Annotated in this window: 19 protein-coding genes; 5 read left to right on the top strand and 14 right to left on the bottom strand. The window is 63.4% G+C overall.

Annotated elements, in window-relative coordinates; all coding sequences use genetic code 11:
• Nucleotides 1–84 precede the first annotated feature (84 nt).
• The 10 genes from O9320_01210 to O9320_01165 form a co-directional block, all read right to left on the bottom strand.
• A complete protein-coding gene (locus O9320_01210; GenBank protein ID MCZ8309441.1) occupies nucleotides 85–738 on the bottom strand; it encodes an aspartate/glutamate racemase family protein in 654 nt (217 codons plus the stop codon).
• Nucleotides 735–1,643 (bottom strand): polysaccharide deacetylase family protein, encoded by a 909-nt coding sequence (locus O9320_01205; protein ID MCZ8309440.1) that lies wholly within the window; start codon nucleotides 1,641–1,643, stop codon nucleotides 735–737. The genes O9320_01210 and O9320_01205 overlap by 4 nt, the downstream gene beginning before the upstream one ends.
• A gap of 58 nt (nucleotides 1,644–1,701) precedes the next feature.
• A complete protein-coding gene (locus tag O9320_01200; GenBank protein MCZ8309439.1) occupies nucleotides 1,702–3,054 on the bottom strand; it encodes an amidase in 1,353 nt (450 codons plus the stop codon).
• 8 nt (nucleotides 3,055–3,062) lie between these two features.
• Nucleotides 3,063–4,103 (bottom strand): isopenicillin N synthase family oxygenase, encoded by a 1,041-nt coding sequence (locus O9320_01195; GenBank protein MCZ8309438.1) that lies wholly within the window; start codon nucleotides 4,101–4,103, stop codon nucleotides 3,063–3,065.
• Nucleotides 4,104–4,107: 4 nt separating this feature from the next.
• Entirely contained in the window at nucleotides 4,108–4,914 is an 807-nt protein-coding gene (locus O9320_01190) for an ABC transporter permease (GenBank protein ID MCZ8309437.1), read from the bottom strand.
• Nucleotides 4,907–5,758 (bottom strand): ABC transporter permease, encoded by an 852-nt coding sequence (locus tag O9320_01185; protein ID MCZ8309436.1) that lies wholly within the window; start codon nucleotides 5,756–5,758, stop codon nucleotides 4,907–4,909. The genes O9320_01190 and O9320_01185 overlap by 8 nt, the downstream gene beginning before the upstream one ends.
• Nucleotides 5,758–6,798, bottom strand: coding sequence for an extracellular solute-binding protein (locus O9320_01180; GenBank protein MCZ8309435.1), 1,041 nt, complete (start codon nucleotides 6,796–6,798; stop codon nucleotides 5,758–5,760). Before O9320_01180 ends, O9320_01185 begins: the two co-directional genes overlap by 1 nt.
• 29 nt (nucleotides 6,799–6,827) lie before the next feature.
• Nucleotides 6,828–7,922 (bottom strand): ABC transporter ATP-binding protein, encoded by a 1,095-nt coding sequence (locus O9320_01175; protein ID MCZ8309434.1) that lies wholly within the window; start codon nucleotides 7,920–7,922, stop codon nucleotides 6,828–6,830.
• Nucleotides 7,919–9,448 (bottom strand): amidohydrolase family protein, encoded by a 1,530-nt coding sequence (locus tag O9320_01170; protein ID MCZ8309433.1) that lies wholly within the window; start codon nucleotides 9,446–9,448, stop codon nucleotides 7,919–7,921. The genes O9320_01175 and O9320_01170 overlap by 4 nt, the downstream gene beginning before the upstream one ends.
• A gap of 147 nt (nucleotides 9,449–9,595) precedes the next feature.
• Nucleotides 9,596–10,432, bottom strand: a complete 837-nt coding sequence (locus O9320_01165; protein MCZ8309432.1) for an alpha/beta hydrolase — start codon at nucleotides 10,430–10,432, stop codon at nucleotides 9,596–9,598.
• A 48-nt stretch (nucleotides 10,433–10,480) separates the two neighbouring features.
• Here O9320_01165 and O9320_01160 point away from each other — a divergent pair, with 48 nt between their 5' ends.
• Nucleotides 10,481–11,434 (top strand): hypothetical protein, encoded by a 954-nt coding sequence (locus O9320_01160; GenBank protein MCZ8309431.1) that lies wholly within the window; start codon nucleotides 10,481–10,483, stop codon nucleotides 11,432–11,434.
• A gap of 555 nt (nucleotides 11,435–11,989) precedes the next feature.
• Here O9320_01160 and O9320_01155 read toward each other — a convergent pair.
• The 4 genes from O9320_01155 to nac form a co-directional block, all read right to left on the bottom strand.
• Complete coding sequence (locus O9320_01155; protein ID MCZ8309430.1) at nucleotides 11,990–13,021, bottom strand: L-idonate 5-dehydrogenase; 1,032 nt, start codon at nucleotides 13,019–13,021, stop codon at nucleotides 11,990–11,992.
• Nucleotides 13,022–13,034: 13 nt separating this feature from the next.
• Nucleotides 13,035–13,760: an SDR family oxidoreductase gene (locus tag O9320_01150; protein MCZ8309429.1), complete on the bottom strand. Its 726-nt coding sequence runs from the start codon at nucleotides 13,758–13,760 to the stop codon at nucleotides 13,035–13,037.
• Nucleotides 13,761–13,825: 65 nt separating this feature from the next.
• Entirely contained in the window at nucleotides 13,826–14,671 is an 846-nt protein-coding gene (locus O9320_01145; GenBank protein MCZ8309428.1) for an isocitrate lyase/PEP mutase family protein, read from the bottom strand.
• A 113-nt stretch (nucleotides 14,672–14,784) separates the two neighbouring features.
• Entirely contained in the window at nucleotides 14,785–15,732 is a 948-nt protein-coding gene (nac, locus tag O9320_01140) for a nitrogen assimilation transcriptional regulator NAC (protein ID MCZ8309427.1), read from the bottom strand.
• 106 nt (nucleotides 15,733–15,838) lie between these two features.
• On the opposite strand from nac, the gene O9320_01135 reads away from it, so the two are divergent.
• Genes O9320_01135 through O9320_01120 form a run of 4 tightly spaced genes read left to right on the top strand, consistent with a single transcriptional unit; the run spans nucleotide 15,839 to nucleotide 19,526 of the window.
• The gene (locus tag O9320_01135; protein ID MCZ8309426.1) at nucleotides 15,839–16,600 is read left to right on the top strand and encodes an SDR family oxidoreductase; all 762 of its coding nucleotides are present in this window, start codon (nucleotides 15,839–15,841) and stop codon (nucleotides 16,598–16,600) included.
• 40 nt (nucleotides 16,601–16,640) lie between these two features.
• Entirely contained in the window at nucleotides 16,641–17,645 is a 1,005-nt protein-coding gene (locus O9320_01130) for a TRAP transporter substrate-binding protein (protein ID MCZ8309425.1), read from the top strand.
• Between the two features lies 1 nt (nucleotide 17,646).
• Nucleotides 17,647–18,222 (top strand): TRAP transporter small permease, encoded by a 576-nt coding sequence (locus O9320_01125; GenBank protein ID MCZ8309424.1) that lies wholly within the window; start codon nucleotides 17,647–17,649, stop codon nucleotides 18,220–18,222.
• Nucleotides 18,219–19,526 carry a TRAP transporter large permease subunit gene (locus tag O9320_01120; protein MCZ8309423.1) on the top strand — a complete coding sequence of 436 codons (1,308 nt, stop codon included), beginning with the start codon at nucleotides 18,219–18,221 and terminating at the stop codon, nucleotides 19,524–19,526. Before O9320_01125 ends, O9320_01120 begins: the two co-directional genes overlap by 4 nt.
• Nucleotides 19,527–19,529: the final 3 nt, after the last annotated feature.

Genomic DNA, 19,529 nt, shown 5'->3' with positions numbered 1-19,529 from the left:
CGAGACGAACCCTCAGCGGCTGTATTGGTAGGCTGCGTCGTCGCTGCACTCGCGCGCAATCAATGCGAGTTCTTCGGCGGTCTGCTAGACGATGCGTGCAAGCCGTGCGCGCAGAAGATGTATCGCAGCCGGAATCGGTTCGATGATCGGCACGGCGAAACGCGGGGCCAGCGCGCGTGCGGCGACGGCCAAGGGCCCGCCGCCGATCACGATCGCATCGGCGCCGTCTTCAGCGATCGTGCGTTCGCAGGCGCGCGCAAGAGCGGCCTCGAGCGCCGCCGGATCGGCCATCAGAGCATTGATGTCGCCATCGGTCAGCCGCACACCGCCGAACGCGGTACCGTGGCCGTAGGCAGCGGCCCGGCGTTCGATGGCGCTCACGAGGAGCGGGGTTGTCGTCACGACGACGAAGCGCCGGCCGGCCGTTGCCGCTTCGGCCATTGCGGCTTCCGCGATGCCGACGAGCGGGACGCTGCAGATTGAGCGCGCGGCCTCGAGGCCGGGATCGCCGAACGCCGCGACGATGCCGCCGTCCAAGCTGGAAAAATCCGTTGCGCGCACCAGTTCGACAACCGCTTGCGCGCCTTGGGCAAGCAAAGCTTCGTCGATGAGCAGCGGCGCACCGGTGCGCGCCGTTGCGCCATTGACCCTCGCATGTGGGTCGGACTCGCGCGCGATCTCGACCATCGCCGCCGTCGTCGCTTGGTTGGTGTTCGGGTTGATAAGCAGCACCCTCATGCTGGCTGCGCGCCGATCCAAGCCCGCGCGATGTCTGCGCGCGTGGCAACCCAGACGCGATCGCCGAGTGCTCCCAGATCCTCAAGAAAGCGCTCGACCGCCCAAAACCGCGCTGGGCGGCCCGCGATCCGCAAGTGCAGGCCGACATTCATAAGGCGTGTGGCGCCTGCGTCCGTCTCGGTCAACAGCGTTTCGAGCGCGCGTCGCAGATAAAGCAGAAACTCGTCCGGCGTGCGGAAGCCGGTCGGGTGGTAGAACTTCATGTCGTTCGTGTCGAAGGCGTAAGGAACGATCAGAATCGGCCGCGCACCCGATTGGCGATCCCAATAAGGCAGGTCGTCGTCGAGCGCGTTGGTGTCGTAGAGGAAGCCTTCCTCCACCAAGAGCCGTCGCGTGTGCGCGCTCTGGCTGGATCGACACATGAACCCGATCGGCTTGATGCCGACGATGCGTTCGATCGCGTCGCGACCGCGCCGGATTTCCGCGCGCTCGGCCTCGGCGTCGTCAAATTCGACATGGGAAATCCACCGCCAGCCATGCAGCGCGGGCTCGTGGCCTGCGGCCACGCAAGCGCGCGCGCACTCTGGCGAGCGCTCGACTGCGCGCCCGCACATCATCAGCGTGACTTTCGTCCGATGTCGCTCGAAGGCCGTCAAGAATCGGGGCAGGCCTGCGCGCATGCCATAGCCGAACACTTCTTCGAGCGTAAGGTCGCGTCGGCCGGCTGGCACGATGCTCTGCACCTCACCGAACGGCTCGTTGCGGGCGTCGCCGTCGCCGACGGCAAGTTCCGCCCCTTCCTCGAAATTGAGATTGAGCGACACGGCGAGCCGCGCGCCGTTTGGCCACACGACCCGAGGTGCCGAAAAGCCGTAGCCGTACAGATCGCGTTTGCGCGAAGTCATTTCGTGCCCTCCCTCAATCGATGCGTCGTCCGTGAACTGGCCTTCATATACGCGTCCCTCACGGCGGTTCGACGCGCTGGAAAGCGCAAGCTTCCTCGATTTGGGCGGCGAGCGCCAACAGTGCCGCGTCTTTGCCCGGCGCGCCGATCAATTGGATGCCGACAGGCAGCCCGTTCGCGGCGCGGCCCGCAGGCACGACCACGACTGGGCAACCGACCAGCGACACGATAAAGGTGACGGCCAGATAGTCGACGAGCGTGGATAGCGTTTCTCCATCGATTTCGGTCACGTCGCCGACATCGTTGGGCCACGGCAGCACAGACGCCGCTGGCGCCACGAGCACGTCCCATTCGTCGAAGAAGGCGAGGAAGCGTCGGTAGAGCGCTGTGCGCTCCGCCTCGGCGGCGAGCCAATCGGCGGCTTTGGTCTCAGCACCGCGCTCGATCCACCAGCGGACGGTGCGCGTCAGTGCTTCGCCGTGCGTGCGGTAATGCCGCAGATAGGCTTGGCGGATCAAGGGCGGTCGCAGTGTGTGGAAGGTTTCGATCGCGTTCGCGCAATCCGGATGTGCTGCGTGCGCGCCGAAGGTCCGTTCGAGCTTGGCGACGGCCGTACGGAACGGCACGCGGACGGCGCGTGCCACCGGAGCGACGCCGAAATCCTCGGTCCACGCAACGCGCGGCTTCCGTGCGGAGGAAGGTGCTGGCGGAAAGCTGCGCATCGAGAGCGGGTCGCGCGGATCGGGCCCGGCGGTGGCCTCGATCGCGAGGGCGAGATCGTCGACGCTCCCTGCAATGAAGCCTGCCGTGGCGAGCATATCCCAGCCAAGTGCACGCGCGGGATTGGGAAGGCGTCCGGGCGTCGGGCGCAGTGCTGCCACGCCGCAGAAGCTCGCAGGCGTGCGCACCGAGCCACCGAAATCCGTCCCGTGCGCCAGCAATACCATGCTGGCAGCGACGGCGACGGCGGCCCCGCCCGACGAGCCGCCCGAGGTAAGTGCTGGATCAAATGGATTTCGTGTCGGCCCTGCGAGATCGTTGACGCAGACGGCGCCGAAGCCGAATTCGGGCGTCATGGTCTTGCCGACGATGATCGCGCCGGCGCGCTTGAGCCTTTCGACGACGGCATCGTCTGTCTCGGGGATGTGATCGCGATAGAGCATGGACCCGTAGGTTGTGCGGATGCCTGCCGTGTCCGCGAGGTCCTTGATCGCCACCGGCACGCCGTGCAGCGGGCCGACGATTTCCTTGCGCGCGTCGAGCGCATCGGCCGAGGCGCGTGCGGACTCGGCCGATACGGTTAAGAACGCGCACAAGGCGGGATCGCGCCGCGCGATCGTTTCGAGACTCGCTTCGACGGCTGCGCGCGCGGTAAGTTCGCGACGCGCGAGCGCATCGCGCAACTTTCGCAAGCCACCCGTCATCGCCACGCCGCAACGGCGCGGCGCGCGCTCTCGGGCGCCGATGCGACGACATCGTCGAGCCCGTTCGCCATCGCGAATTTGAGGCGCTTGTGCCAGCCTGCCGAGATGGGCGGATACCTTGATGGCCGCTCCGGACTGGCGCAATTCGGCAGGCATTCGATTGTCGCGGCGGCGTCCGGCATGTGGAAGAAGCCGAGCGACAGACGCCCCCGGCCGCGCGTGCTCGCATCTTCGGGTACGACCACGCGATGGAGCGTCGAACGCCAGCGGTCGTTCGACCACATGGCGAGTTGGTCGCCGAGATTGACCACATAGGCGCCCTCTGGAAAGACAATGTCGCGCCATTCTCCAGATTCGACTTCGACTTGCAGCCCGTCGGCGTGCGCGTCGCCGCGCAAGACCGTGACGGCGCCGTAATCGGTGTGTGCGCCGGCGCGCAGTTGGCCCGGTCGCGGCGGCGCCGCCAACGGCGGATAGTGTTGGGCCCGCAGATTCGAGTAGCAGCGGCTGGTCTTGGCGACGAGCATGGTCTCCGGCTGGTCGAGCGCTATCGCGAGCAGGCGCAATAGCTCGTCAGCGACACGCTGCATCTCTCGATAGTAGTCTTCCCATACGGCCCGCAGGCGCGGCAGTTCGGCCGGCCACACATTGTGCGTATAGTGCGGGTAGGCGTGCTCGCCGATTTCCTCCGGCGCATAGGTTTCGATGGGGCCGATCGCGAAGGTTTCCTTGAGATCGTAGGCAGCCTCTGCGCCGAGGCTTTTGCCGAGGGCCTCGCCGCCCATCGCTGCGTAGCCGCGGCTTTCTTCGCGACTGGGCCGCGCGCAGGCCCGCTTTGCCGTTTCCTGCAGCGCGAAGAACGCACGCGCTTCGGCCATCGCCGCCGTAAACAAGCTATCGGGAACGCCATGGCCGACGACGGCGAGAAAGCCCAATTCGCGTGCGGCCGTGTCGAGTGCTGAGGCGGCCGCGCGTTTGGCGCTCGCATCCCCTTCGCGTACGCACGAAATGTCGATCAAGGACAGTGCTGTCGCCATGCGATCAACGCCCCGCGCGGCCGGGCACGAACATTCGACGGTCGACGACCAGCATCACCGCCACTGTCGCGGCAACGATCACGCCCGATACGGCCGCGACGCGGACGTCGAGATTGGATTCGAGGATCGCCCACAGATGGATCGGCAGCGTTTCGGTGCGCGGGTCGGAGAGCATCAACGAGACCGGCACGTGGTCGATCGACGTGAGAAACGCGACGATGGCGCCGGAGACGACGCCCGAGCGGATCAGCGGCAGCGTGATCGTGAAAAACGCGTGGACGCGCGATGCGCCGAGGCTGGCCGCGCAATCGAGCAGGGCGGGGTTCATCTGCTGGGCCGCAGCCGAAACCATCCGGATCACGAACGGGGTGGCGATCACGACATGGCCGATCGCCAGCGTGAGAATCGACAGGCGTATCCCGGCAAGCGAAAGCACAAGCAGCAGCGCCAAGCCCAGCGACATAGCCGGGAAAACCATCGGCGACATGAAAAAGGCATCGAGTGCAACGGAGAGCCGGTCCTTGCGACCGGCAAGGGCGACGGCCGCAAGCGTGCCGAGCACGGTTGAGACCAGCGTGGCTATCGCCGCGACCTTCAGGCTCGCGAGCGCCGAAGAGAGAATCTGCGGCGAATTCGAGAACAGCTCGAGATACCAGCGCGCGGACCAGCTGCGCGGCGGGAAGCGAAGCGTGAACTCGTTGGTGAACGACATCGCCACCACGACCAGCGTGGGCAGGACGAGCAGCACCACGGCCAGAGCGCCCGCAATCCATACAAGGAGGTCAAAGGGGATGTTGCGCGCCTCACGCATCGACGCCTCGCAGGTGTTTGCGCGCGAAGCGGTTGAACGCATAGACGATCGCCATGACAGTCAGCGCGAAGACGACCGACGCAGCCGCGGCAAAGGCCCAGCGCTGCACGCCGAGCGCCTGCTGGTAGATGAAAAGCGGCATGAAAATCTGGCGGCCGCCGCCGACCAATGTCTGGGTGATGAAGGCCGTGGTGGCGCCGGCAAAGACCAGCAGGCAGCCCGCAACAGCGCCTGGCAGCGACAGCGGCAGGATCACGGTGCGGAAGAGATGGGCGCTGGAGGCCCCGAGGCCTTCGGCCGCGCGCAGCAAATTGCCGTCGATTTTCACGAGGCTGTTGTTGAGGGGCAGCGCCATCAGCGGCAAATATATCTGCGCCAACGCGATCACAAGTCCGGTGCGCGAATAGAGCAGCCGCAGCGGTTCGCTTGCGAGGCCGAGCGCGGCGGCGAAAGTATCGACCAGACCGTTGCGCCCCAGGATCGCCATCCAGGCGAAGGTGCGCACGACCGTGTTGGTCAGCAGCGGCAGCAAGATGAGGAACACGAGCAAGGCCCGCATCCGCGGGCCCGCGCGCATGTAGACGAGGCCGAGCGGATAGGCGATCAGCAAGGTGACGAAGACGACCTGCAGCCCGAGCCAAAGCGTATCGAGCAGGATCGATAAAGTGAATCCGTCCCCGAGGAAGGCGGCATAGTGCGCAGTCGTCCAGCCGCTCGCGCGGAGATCGGGGCGGAACGAAACTGCTGCCAGGATTGCGATGGGCAGCAGGTAGGCGACCGCGAAAAAAAGGGCGAGCGGCGCTGCCGGCAGGAACGCCGCCGCTTTGCCGCCCGCCCGCCGCATCAGACGCGAATCTCGCGGTTGAAGCGTTCGACCCATTGCGGCCGGTTGCCGATGAAGGTCTTCCAGTCGAGGAAAGAGCCTTTGGTCATCAGTGTGGCGAGATCGGGCACGAGCTCCTTGTTGGCGCCGGTCAGCGCCACGCCGGGCTTGGCCGGGAAGGTCGTCCATGGGGCGGCTTCGAGCTGCGTTTGGATCGCCGGATCGAGCATCATGTCGATGAACCGCGCCGCAGCTTCGGGATTCTTGGCGTTCTTGATCAGCGACAGCGTGATGGTTTGAATTTGCATCCCGGAATCGGGGATGGCGAATTCGATGTCCACGCCGCGCGCCTTCAGCACGGCGGCGTTGTTGAAGTACATCGGCGCCATATCGATCTGGCCCTGCTGGAACGCAGTCGAGAGCGCCCCCGGGTTGGCCGGAATAGCTGCAAGATTCGGCAAAAGCTGCTGCAGTGCCCGAAACCCGGGCTCGACATTGGTGGGCGAGCCGCCGCGCAGTTTGGCGATCTCGACAAGGAACGCCGTGCCGAGATTGGAAGCGGGCCCGACAATGCCGACCTTGCCCTTGTTCGCGGGCTTCCAGAAATCCTCCCACGACGTAGGCTTGCCGGCGATGCGCTTGGGGTTGTAGCCGATGCCGATCATCGTTACGGCAAAGGCGGGGCCGTAGCCGTCCGGATCGACGAATTGGGCGGGCAGGCCGCGCATGTTGTTCATCGCCGATTGGGGGAACTTCTCGAGCAGACCCGCTTCCTTGGCGAGGATCAGCGGTCCGTTGTCCCACATGCCGACATCGAAGGGCGGGTTCGCACCCGAGGCCTGCAAACGGCCGATGACCTCGGCGTTCAGCAGCGGCGTGAAGGTGGGAGCTGCCCCGAGCCGGCTGCGGACTTGCGGTCCGACCACCTGCTTGAAGCTTTCATCGACGGACCCGGGATAGGTTACGACGAACAATTCGCGGGCTTGCGCGCGCGCGTCGAAAGCCGAGGCGGCGAGACCGCCTGCGGCAAGACCCAGCATCGAACGGCGGTTGAGTTTCATGGCATTTGGCTCCTTGCTTCGAGTGGAATTCAAGCGACTTGCGGAATGCTTGCAGTGGAGAACACGCCGCAGCCGGCGGGATCGCGCACCGCCAGACACAACGCGGAACCCGGCGAAAGCGCCACGCCGCCCACAGCGTGCGGCAGCGAAACCTTGAGCGCTGTCCCGTCCGGCAGCACGACTTCGACGACATCGACCGGGCCGAGCGGCAGGATCTGGCGAACCGTTCCGGCGAACGGGCCTTCCGGATCGGGAACGAGATTCTCGGGCCGGACGGTGACGGTCAGGGCCTGACCTTGCGGATAGTTCTTTTCCGTAGGCACGGCGATCCGGCCCACGCCCGCGACGTCGATGGCGAGTGCAGGGCCTTCGCGACCCAGCAGGCGGCCTTCGACGACGTTCACATGACCGATGAAGGTATTGACGAACAGCGAGCGGGGCGCGTCGTAAAGCTCCGACGGGTTGCCGATCTGCTCGATCTGGCCCTGATTCAGCACCACGATGCGGTCGGCCATCGACAGGGCCTCCTCTTGATCGTGGGTGACGATGATCGACGTCACGCCGGACTGCTTGAGCAGCGATTTGACCTCGATCTGCATGTCGAGACGCAGCGCCTTGTCGAGTGCCGAGAACGGCTCGTCGAGCAGTACAATGCGTGGCGAGACGGCGAGGGCGCGGGCCAACGCCACGCGTTGCTGCTGGCCGCCCGACAATTCGCCCGGCAGGCGCTTGGCGAACTTGGTCATCTTGACGAGACCCAGCATTTCCTCGACGCGCGCCTCAACCATCGGCCCCGTTGCGCCTTGTGCCCGCAGCCCGTAGCCGACATTGCGCGCGACGTCCAAGTGGGGGAACAGGGCGTAGTTCTGGAACACGATGCCGACATTGCGCTTGGCTGCGGGCAAGTCGTCGATGGGAGCGCCGTTGACAAGCACCGAGCCTTGGGTCTGGCGGAAAAAGCCTGCGATGATGCGCAACAAGGTGGTCTTGCCGCAGCCCGAAGGCCCAAGCAGCGCCGTGAGATCCCCGGCCGGCACTTCGAACGAAACGTCCGCCAGTGCTGGCACGCCAGCGTAGGCGTGCGATATGTTCGAGATCGTCAGCTTCGCGCCCGCCACCGTCACGATACGGGCCTCGCTGCGATATTGTTGCCGGTCATCAGCGCCGCGTAATGGTCGTGCGCGATCGGGCACGCGAGTGCACGCAGGTAGACGCGTGTCAGGGCGTCGTGGAACGGGGCCGCATCGGCCTGCGATGAGACGAGCGTGTCGGCCATCTCGGCGTGCGCGGCCTGCATTTCGCGCAGCAGCTTGGTCTCGTCGACCATTGCGTTGCGTCCATTGCGGATCACGTGTCGGCCATCCACGAAAACTTCGCGGATCGCGGCCCCGCGCTCGCCATAGACGATCTGGCGGACGGGATGGTTGAGGGGGGTCAGCGTCGTCGCGTCGAGATCGTAGCAGACGAGATCGGCCTTGAAGCCGGGCTCGATCCGGCCGAGCCGATCGCCGAGACCGAAGGCGCGCGCGCCGCCTTCGCTGCCCGCCCGGTAGATTTCCTCGGCCGTCGGCCAGAGCGCTGCATCCGGCGTGGCGATTTTCGGCAAGACGGCACCGGTGCCCAGCGTATTGAGCATATTGACGCCGTAAAGCAGCCCGCATCCGTCCGAGCCCATCGACACGTTGATGCCTGCGTCGAGGCACGCGCGCACCGGTGCGAGGCCCGAGCCCATGATCGCGTTACTCCACGGATTGTACTGAACCGAAGCGCCGGATCGGGCGATGATCTCGATGTCGCGTTCGGAAAGCCAAGTCGCGTGGATCAGCGTCGTATTCGTCTTGAGGAAGCCGAGTGCTTCCAGGTGTGCTACGAGCGAGCGGCCGTAGAACTCTTCGGCAGTGATGAGCTGCATGCGCGTTTCCTGGCAATGCGTCATCACCGGCAGATCGAGTTCGTCGGCGAGACGCCGGCTTGCGACCAGGAACCCGTCGGTACAGCGATGTGGCGCCGAGGGCGAAACGAGCGTCGAAACGCGCGCAGATTTGGGATGCTTGCCTGCGCGCACGAGGTCGCGCACGAGGCCGAGCAACTGGTCGGCCGTCGGGCGCGGCAGGCCGCGCAATTCGGCCAGCAGCGTGGACGGAAATTCGGCCTCGCCGAACGGATAGGAATCGACGACTGCGCGATCGATCATCGAAAAGCCGACCATTGCACGCGTGCCGGTATCTTCGTAGGCCTGGAAGGCTGCGTCGATGTGTTCGCGCGAAAAGAACTGGCCAAGCGACAGATCGTCCACGATCGTCGTTGCCCCGGTACGCAGCGATTCAAGCGCGCCGACGACGGTGCGCAGATACATCTGCCGTGGCGTGATCGGCACTGCTTTGCGCGGCCGGATCAACGACATGGCAACCTCGGTCGTCAGATTTTCGAGGCAGCCCTTAAGGTAATGGTCCCACGAATGGACGTGGCCGTTGATGAGGCCCGGCAGCACGAGCAGGCGCGCACCGTCGAGCGTTTCGTCCGCGCGCGCAGGTGCGACGCTGCCGGGCGCTTCGATAGCGGCGATGCTGTCGCCGTCGATCAGCAGATCGGCGCGTTCCCAAGCGTAGCCGTGCAATTTAGCGCGCACGACCAGTGCACCCGCGATCAACGTTCTTCGGACTTGCTGCGACAAAGCTACTCCTTGTTTCCGAAGGTGAAAGCTGCAAGCGACATGCCATCGCTTCATCGGCGCGCGTGCGTGCATGCGACGTCGAAACGGTGCTTAAATTTTATGCAATGCTAGACGTTTTTTGGGCTAGCTCGGCACAGCGCGTGTCATTGCGGCGGCCTCGCGGGCGAGAACTCCCTTCGGATCGGCGAGCGTTTCGAGCACCGAGAAATGATCGCAGCCGGGAATAGGCATCGGACGCGCTTGGCGACCGAGTGCTTCGAGACAGGCGGCATAATCCGCCGACTGGCGGCGGATCTCCGGCCGCTCGTCGGCGCCGAAAGCGAGGATTACGGACGCCGTGCGTGAGGGAACCGCGTGCAGCGGCGCGCAGGCGCGCGCTTCGCCCGCGTCCATGCCGATCGCGTCGTTGAGCGCCGACAGACGGATCGGCTCGAGATCGTAGATGCCGCTGACGAGCAGCGCGCCGCGTACGGCCGCATGCCCGAGTGCGAGCGCCATCAAATGGGCACCGGTCGAGATTCCCGACAGGTACAGCCCGCCTTCGCCGAGCCCGCGCGCGGGCAATTCGGCGGCAAGCCAGTCGACCATCGCGGGCACCTCGGCGCAGATCGCCGACATGGGCGCTTCAGGCGCCAGGCTGTATTCGCCGATCGCCACGTCGAAACCTTGCGCAAGCAGCCCTTCGGCAATGAAGGCCTGACCTTCTTTGTCGTTCCATTGCCAATAGCCGCCGTGCAGAAACAGGATCGCGGGCGCACCCCGCTTGCCGCTCGGGAAAACGTCGATCCGCTGTCGCGGACCTGGCCCGTAGCGCAGATCGCGCAGCACCGGTCGCGTGGCATAGAGCGCGTCGCTGCGCGTGCGCCACCGGTCGAGATAGCCCTGCCAATCCGGCACGACGGCACGATTGTTGTATGCGACGTCGAGTGCTGCGCGGTCCATGCCGCGATAAAGTTCCATGGCGTTCCTTCCGGCGCGCTTGCCGTTTCCATAGGGGGCAATGCAATCATGCTGCCAAGCATTCCCGTATTCGATCTGACCAGATTTCGCGCCGGCGATTCGATCGCCGCAACCGCTGCTGCGATCGACGCGGCAAACAGTACAGTCGGATTCTTCGCGATTGCCGGTCACGGCGTTCCGGCTGCGGTCCTGGACGCTGCCTTCGAAGCGTCCGCGCGTTTTTTTGCTCGAGCGCCGGACGAGAAGGTGGGTTTCGCCCCGGCGCTAGGTGCACGCCATCATGGCTACCATCGACCCGCAGGCTCGGGCCTCGCGGCCAAAGAGGGTGTGGAACAGCCGCCTGATCTGCGCGAATATTTCATGGCGGGGCGCTTCGATCTCGACGATCCCTATTTCCTTACGGTCGAGGCGCGCGCATTCCACCGCCCCAATCGTCTGCCGCCGGAACTTGCCGTGCCTCTCGCGGTTTATTACGGCCACATGGAGCGGCTCGGTGCGGAACTGATGCAGCTATTTGCCCGCGCGTTGGCACTGACACCTGACTGGTTCGGCGACAAGATCGACCGACATTTCTCGATCCTCAGCACAATCCACTACCCCGCGCAGACCGCTCCGCCTCTGCCCGGCCAAGTGCGTGCCGGTGCGCATACCGATTACGGCGCGCTGACGATCCTCGCGCAAGCGCCGGGCGGGGACGGTCTGCAGGTAAAATTGCGCGACGGAAATTGGATCGACGTTCCGTGCCGACCCGAACTGTTCGTCGTCAATATCGGCGACATGATGGAGCGCTGGACCGGCGGGCGTTGGGCGTCAAACTTCCACCGTGTGGCAAACCCGCCGCCGGGCGCGCAGTCGCGTGCACGCCAATCGATCGCCTATTTTCTCCATCCTAATCACGACGCGCTCATCGCCCCCGTCGCGGGCGATGCGCAAGAGGTCGCGATGCCAATTCGCGCAGGCGACTACATGCTCGAAAAGGAGCGCGCGATTGATGGCGTTTGAGCCAGCACTATCGAGAACGCGTTGAGGAAGCATGCGGGTGAATCGAAGTTTCGGCGGGAATGGCCAATCAAGTTGTGGGGCCGCACATGTTCAACGTCGCCTAAGCGACGGGTCGATTCGTGTACGCAAACCCGTGCGCGGCGGCCGAGCTCTATTTACGCGCCGTGCCGTCGAGCAGTACGAACTCCAAGTTACTCGTGGAAAGGCATCTTCTTCCTCTTGCCGCTCGACAAGCCGGGAAGTTGGCGGGAGATTCTCGCCGACGATCGACCTGACGATCCACGAACCGCATCGTGCAGGCTTTCGCGCGCTATTTGCCCCTAAAGGAGCGCAAAAAATTACCATTGGCATTTATCTTATTGGAAAATCCAATAGTTCTGGCCCTTGAGGCCGGAGGTTCGAATCCTCTCGCTCCGACCATCCGCAGAGCCCGCATATCCAGTGCGGCTCCGCGCGCTTTTGGATTTCGATTGGCCAATAAAAATTTCTGCGTTTCCGTCAGGGCTACGTCTCACATCTCAAAGTGCGATCTCTTGCAGCCGCCGGGTTGGTTCGTCAGAAAACGAGCTGAACCTTCATTGCTCTGTTCCGGTCGGTCGCAAGTTCGAAGGCCGCAATTGCGTCGGTGAAGGGGATCTGTGCCGAAATGACCGGACGCACGTCGATTACCTTTCGTGCCATCAACTGCACGGCAAGTTCGAACTCGGTATCGAACCGGAAAGTGCCTTTGAGGTTTAGTTCTTTGGCGACGATCAGATTCATCGGCAGCGTAATGTCGCCACCAAGGCCGAGTTGCACAACCGTGCCGCCGGGGCGGACGAGCTCGAGCGCGCTGCGGATGGCCGTCTCATTTCCTGTGGCTTCGATCAGCACGTCGAACTGCCCCTTGTCTGCGGCGTAAGGCTTCAAGGCTTCGGGCTCTTTGGCCGCATTGACGACGAGAGTGGCACCCAAGCGCTTTGCCATCTCTAGGGGCTGCGTCGCGATGTCGGTCACGACGAGCTCGACTGCCCCCGCATTCTTCGCGACCAACACTGCCAATGCACCGATCGGTCCGCAGCCGGTGATGAGGACACGCTTGCCGAAAAGCGAACCTGCCTGGCGGGCGGCGTGAAGGCTCACGGCCAAAGGCTCGGCCATCGCCGCTTCGGCAAGCGACAAGTCGTCTGGGATCGGTACCGCCTGGCGTGCATCGACCGTCAGGCTCTCGGCAAATCCGCCCTGCATGTGCGGAAAGCGCATGGCGCTGCCCATGAAGCGCATATCGAGACATTGGTTATGGACGCCAGCGTGGCAATACGCGCATCTTCCGCATGCGCGGCTTGGATTCACGGCAACCCGCTGGCCGATCCGCAGATGGCCGACTTCGCTTCCGAGTGCGGCGATCGTGCCGGATATCTCGTGCCCGAGAGTCATGGGCTCCTTCACGCGCACCGTGCCGAAGCCCCCGTGGTGATAGTAGTGGAGATCGGAGCCGCATATGCCGCCGGCGCCGATCCGCACGCGCACCTCGTTTGGCGCAAGTGCTGCCTCCGGAACGGTGTCGATACGAAGGTCTTTGGGCGCGTGAATGACGACTGCGCGCATTGGATTTCCCCCCTTAAAGGACCGACAGCATCCCGCCGTCGACATAGATGATCTGGCCGTTCACGTAGTTCGACGCCGGCGACGACAGAAACACTGCCGCACCGACCAATTCGTCGGGCTTGCCCCAGCGTTTGGAGGGCGTGCGGCCTTTGACCCAAGCGTCGAAGTCAGGATTGTCGATCAGCGCCTTGTTCATCTCCGTGACCATGTAGCCGGGTCCGATCGCATTGGCTTGGATGCCGCTTGCCGCCCATTCGGCCGCCATCGCGCGCGTGAGCATTTTGATCCCGCCCTTTGAAACCGTATAGGGTGCGACCGTCGCGCGCGCGCATTCGCTCATCAGCGAGCCGATATTGACGATCTTGCCCGTACCCCGCGCGACCATGCGTTTGGCCGCCTCGCGACCGATGACAAAAGCGCTGGTAAGATTCGTCTCGACCACGCGACGCCAATCGGCTGTCGCGAGTTCCAACATCGGTTTGCGGAACTGGATGCCGGCATTGTTGAGCAGAATGTCGATAGCAGTGCCTGCCTTGTCGAAACGTTCAAAGGCCGCAACGATGGCGGCCTCGTCGGTTACGTCGAAAGCGACCCCATCCGCGTTGAAGCCTGCAGAACGAAGTTCCGCAACAGCAGCGGCAACGCCTGCGGGACTCGTCCCGTTGACGACAACGGCGGCGCCCGCGCGCGCAAGCCCCTCGATCATTGCGCGGCCAAGGCCGCGGGTGGAGCCTGTCACCAGCGCCGTTTTTCCTGAGAGATCAAAAAGCGGATTGGTTGCCATGGTCTGCATTCCTTTTCCGCTCACGTTCCCAAAGTGTAGGGCTTTGCGCGTCGATCGTAGTCTTCGTAGCCGAGCACTTCGCGCAGCGCCTTGGGCGCCAATGCACTCGTCGCTTGCGCCTCGCCGGCGAGCAATGCGGCAAGACCGGCCTGGATGCCGGCGATTGCGGGCGACAGCATGCCGGTCGGGTGGGTTCCGATTTTCAGGCCCAACGCCGCCGCGTCCTTCTGCGATGGGGTCGCGCGCGGCGCGCCGGGCGACAATACGGCAAAGGAGGGGCGCCCTTTTGCCGCGGCGACGGCGCGGCGAACTTCGTTGTCGTCGGCAGGCGAGTCGAGAAAAAGCATGTCGGCACCTTCAGCGACATACATTTCAATGCGCGCCACGGCTTCCTCGATGCCTTGGGTCGGACGGCAATCGGTTCGCGCCATAACGAGAATGCCCGACTCTTTCGCCGCAGCGACTGCCGCGCGAATTTTCATGCGCGCCTCCTCGAACGGGAGGCATGGTTTGCCGGCAGCGGTCAGTGCACGCGGCGTGATTTTGTCTTCGATCAGCACGGCCGCCGCGCCCGCGCGGCCATAGGTCGCGACTGTGCGGTGCACGTTCATCGCGTTGCCGTAGCCGTGGTCGCCGTCCGCGAGCACGAACGTCTCGGGTGCGGCATTGCGCACCATCGAAAGGGAATCGGTCATTTCGCCGAACGAGACGAGATCGAGGTCGGGCCCGCCCAATCGGCTCGCCGCCACGCAAGAGCCGGAGAGAAAGGCCGTTTTGAAGCCTGCATTGGCGGCAAGCTTGGCACTGAGCCCGTCCCACACCGCGGGCATCACAACGAAACCTGGTTGAGCAAGATAAGCGCGCATCTTTTCGCCTGGCGACATCGACGTCTCCCCTTCTTCAAATATGCATTCTGATTATGACAAGGGTAGACCAACGTCAAGGCGGCGTCACGTGCTTTGCGTAGATCAGACCTCGATCAGGCGTCGGGGATGCGGGCGATGCCTTGAAGATCGCTGAAGATCGGCGAAGTCTCGAGCAGTTCGAACAACAGATCCCGAACCGCAAGAGCGGGATCGGACACCGTCAATTGATCCGGCGTGCAGAGCGAAACTTTGACTTCGATCCCAGGGCGGACGATCCGGCGCAAGAGCACGCCCTCAGATGCGGCAACTTGGCGCGCCGACGACCAGGGAAGAATGGTGGCGCCAACGCCGGCATCGATGGCACTGGCGAGCGTCGCGACCGATTCGATTTCCGCGACGAGCCTGTTGCCTATTCGCGCGCGCGCGAAAGCGGCATCGACTGCCTGGCGGATCGTATGGATTCGGCTGGGCAGCATCAGCGGAATTTCGGCGAGAGCGGAGAGGGGGACTGTGTCGCTATTGCCGCCGTTTATCTCGGTCGATTTCGGCGCCACCAAGAAGAGGGATTCGACGAACATTGGTTTGAACTTCACGCCGCGAATGACCCCGGGGTCGTAGATCAGCGCCAAATCCATTCGGCCCGTCATTACCATTTCGCTGATCACGCCCCCGAAATTCTCGTTTATGTGCAAGACGATGTTGGGATAGCGCGCGCGCACAAGGCGCAGCAACGGGACGGCGAGCATGGCTCCCGTGCTGTAGGGCGCAAGACCGACCGAAACCGAGCCCGACAACTGGCTGCCGGATTGCGCCACGTCGGACTGTGCTTGGGCGATCTGGCGCAAGATCAGCTGCGCGTGCCGATAGAGCGCACGGCCGGCTTCGGTTGGGGTTACGCCGCGCTTGCTGCGAATCAAAAGGCGTTGGCCGAACTGCTGCTCGAGGGCTGCAATCTGTTGGCTCAACGCCGGCTGGGCAATGTGAAGGACATCGGCAGCCCGCGTGAGGCTGCCTGTATCGATGATCTTCACGAAAGACTGCAGGCGACGGGTATCGACCAAGGTCGGGCCTTTCTATCTATGCACATATCTTATGATGTTATGCCGAACCTGTCTTTGTGTCGAACGCGATCATAAAGGATCATCGGACCGTCACAATCATCAACGCTTGCAGACAGGTGTTCGTCGCGTGATTTCGGATTACACCACAGCACTTGTGACGGGGGCGTCCGGCGGCATCGGCGCTGGCATCGTCGCGTGGCTCGCTTCCAGGGGAATCAAAGTCCATGCGGTGGCGCGCAACGGCGAGCGCTTGGCGGAACTCTCTGCCAAGACGGGTTGCATTCCCCATGTACTCGACATCCGCGATACGGATGCACTCGAACAGCTCGCCGAGCTTCAAAACATCGACATTCTTGTGAACAACGCCGGCGTCTCGCGCGCAGGCGACATCCTGTCGATGGACAGATCCGGCGTCGAAGAGCAGGTCGAGGTGAATATCGAAGCCGTTCTCCAATTGGTTCGGCTTGCGATGCCCGGAATGGTCGCACGAGATCGGGGCCACATCGTCAACGTAAGCTCGATCGCCGGCGTCTACAACTTCGCCGGAAACACCGTTTACCACGCGACGAAGGCGGCCCTCCACATGATGTCCCGCCAATTGCGGGTTGCCGCCTACGGCAAGCGGGTTCGTGTGACGGAGATCTGCCCAGGCCGCGTTGAAACTGAGATTTTCGGGAAGGTCATCGGCGACATGGAGCGCGCGCAACGCGAATTCTACGATGGGTATGAATCGCTGAAGGTCGAAGACATCGTCGGCGCCTTTGCCTATGCACTCGAAGCGCCGCGCCACGTCAACATCGGACATATCGAGATACTTCCGACATTTCAGGTTCCCGGCGGCCTGAACTTCGAACGCCGCGCTGACTGACGCCAAAAAACAGAACCGCAAACAAAACAGGAGGCTCCCAATGAAAATCGCTCGTCGCACTCTCCTTAAAGCTGCAGGTGCCGGTCTCGCGATCGGCGCTCCCGGAATCCGCATTGCGCGCGCCGCAACAACGCTGAACCTGTCGAGCGTTTTGCCGGATTCGAATTTCCAAGTCCGCAATGCCAAGAAGTTTGCCGAGACGGTCGAGAAGGCCACGAACGGCGACGTCGTGATCAATATCCGCGCGGGCGGCTCGCTTGGCTTCAAAGGGCCCGAGCAGCTGCGTGCCGTGCGCGACGGCTTGGTGCCGATGGCCGACATTTTGACTGCGCAACAGGTCGGCGACGAACCGCTGTTCGGCACGGAGGGCGTTCCGTTTCTGGTCAAATCGCAGACTGAACTTCGGACCTTGCACGGGTTCCTGCGGCCGGAATTCGAGAAAGCGGCGACCCGCTTCAACCAAAAGATCCTCTACATGGTTCCGTCGCCTTTCCAGTACATGTTCTTGAAGGTGAAGGTTGACGATGTCAGCGGTTTGCGCGGCATCAAGATCCGCGGAGCCGATAAGAACACGGTGGATACCTGCATCGCGGTGGGCATGGCCGGGGTGCAGATTCCGTTCGGCGAGCTGATCCCGGCACTCGCCTCGGGGCGCGTCGACGCGGTCGCCACATCTGCTGCGACGGGTGTCGATGCAAAGTTCTGGGAATTCATGAAATACGCATACCCGACCAACCACACTTGGTCGTGCAATATGGTCAACGTGAACCTCGATACGTGGAAGCGGCTCTCGGCCGCCAGCCAGAAAGCGATCGAAGACGCGGCCAAGGCCCTCGAACCCGAGTTCTGGGCCATCTCGGCGGCCGACGACGCACAAAGCGTCTCGGTTCTTAAGGCGAATGGCATGGAAGTGATGCCGGTCTCCGACAAAATGGCGGCTGATATGTGGAAAATGGCCGCACCGCTGACCGACCAGTATCTCGAGCGCGTGCCGGCGGCCCGCCAAGTGATCCGCGACTATCTCAAAGCGACCGGACGGGCCTGAAATGGCCGCCCGCGAAAGGCGATCGGAGGGCGGCGCTTTCGCCGCCCTCCAAGCTGCCGCCGACGGCCTATCGGTCGCCGCCACATGGGCTGCGACCGGTTGTCTCGTTGCGCTCTTGCTGATCGTGCTCAGCGAGATTCTCGTCGGGGTATTGTCGCGGCTGTCGCCGGTCTTTCCGAGCAGCATCGGTTTTGCGTGGGAATACAGCTCGTATCTGATGGGGGCCGCCTTCATGCTGGGGTCGGGACTCGCCTTGCGCGCCGGCATGCATGTGCGCGTCGAGCTTCTCATTGCGATGCGCGGGCATCGCTATGCGCGGTTCTTCGAAACCGTGTCGGCGGCGCTGGGTTTGGCGTTCACCGTGTTGCTCGCTGGGTCCCTGATACGGTTTACGCTTCAGGCATACAGCTTCAACCAGCTTTCGCCGGAAAGCTTCACGCCTCTCTGGATCCCGCAATCCGTTTTGGCGCTCGGCGCAACGATCCTGGCCATTCAAATGCTCGTTCGTCTGGCTGCTTGCCTGCTCGGCAAGCCGCTTGAAGACAAGTCGCTTGGCGTCGCGACGTTGCCCGAATGACCGCGATTTTCACCGCACTGTTCGGTCTGCTTTTCGGCATCCTCGCCATAGGCGCCTGGATTGGGATCGCGCTTGGGGCGACAGCAATGGCGCTTGCCTGGATGTTCACCGACATCCCCGTGACGCGCCTTTTGCCGCAGCACGTGTACAACATCATGACGGCGTCCGAGCTTGTGGCCCTGCCGCTGTTTGTGATGATGGGCGAATTTCTTTTTCGCACGCGTCTTTCGAGAAGCTTGTTCAACGGCCTAGCACCTTGGGCCGGTTTGCTGCCCGGCCGCTTGCTTCATGTGAACATCATCGCCTGCTCGATCTTTGCTTCAATCTCGGGTTCGTCGGCGGCCACGACACAGGTCGTCGGACGCATGACGTTGACCGAGCTGCTTCGCCGCGGCTATTCGCCAGACATCGCGACCGGCAGCCTTGCGGGCGCAGGCACGCTTGGATTTCTCATTCCGCCTTCGACGGTGATGATCATCTACGGCGTTCTTGCCGAGGAGTCGGTCTTGCGGCTCTTCACGGCAGGCGTGGTCCCGGGATTTCTGCTCGCCGCCTGTTTCAGCAGCTGGATCATGATCCATACGACCATCCGCCGCGATCTGGTGCCCGAATCGGAGCGCAACATGCGCAACGTCGGCCTGGGTGTTCGCATCCGAGCGCTTAAGGAACTGGGGCCGGCACTGTTCTTGATCTTGTGCGTGTTGGGCTCGATGTACGGAGGGATCGCAACGCCGACGGAGGCCGCTGCACTGGGCGTCGTCGGCGCTGCGGGTCTTGCGGCGTTTCAGGGGGCGCTCACGCGGCAAGCGTTGCGCGACGTCGCCGTCGGGTCGATCCAGGCTTGCTCCATGATGGGCTTGATCATCATGGGCGCTGCTGTCCTAGGCAATATCACGGCGTTTCTGGGCATCCCGGACGCCGTGGCAAGCACGGTGAGCGCATGGAATCTTTCGCCGCTGCAACTGATCATCGCGCTGATGCTGCTCTTTTTGCTGCTCGGAACCGTACTCGAAGGTTTCTCGATGATCGCAACGACCTTGCCCGTCGTCCTGCCGCTGGTCACTGCGGCAGGGTTCGACAAGGTCTGGTTCGGCATATTCATGGTCCTGGTGGTAGAGATGGCCCAGATCACGCCGCCGGTTGCGTTCAATCTGTCCATCATTCAAAGAATAAGCGGACAGAGCATGTCGTACCTCACGCGGGTCACGATGCCCTATTTGCTGATCATGATGCTGTTCGTGATCTTGATTGCAGTTTTTCCCCAGATCGTTCTTTGGCTCCCGGACTATTTGTTGAGCCGCTAGAGG

The organism is Magnetospirillum sp. (assembly GCA_027532905.1).
Taxonomy (GTDB): domain Bacteria; phylum Pseudomonadota; class Alphaproteobacteria; order CACIAM-22H2; family CACIAM-22H2; genus Tagaea.
This window is presented reverse-complemented; position numbering and strand designations above follow the sequence as displayed.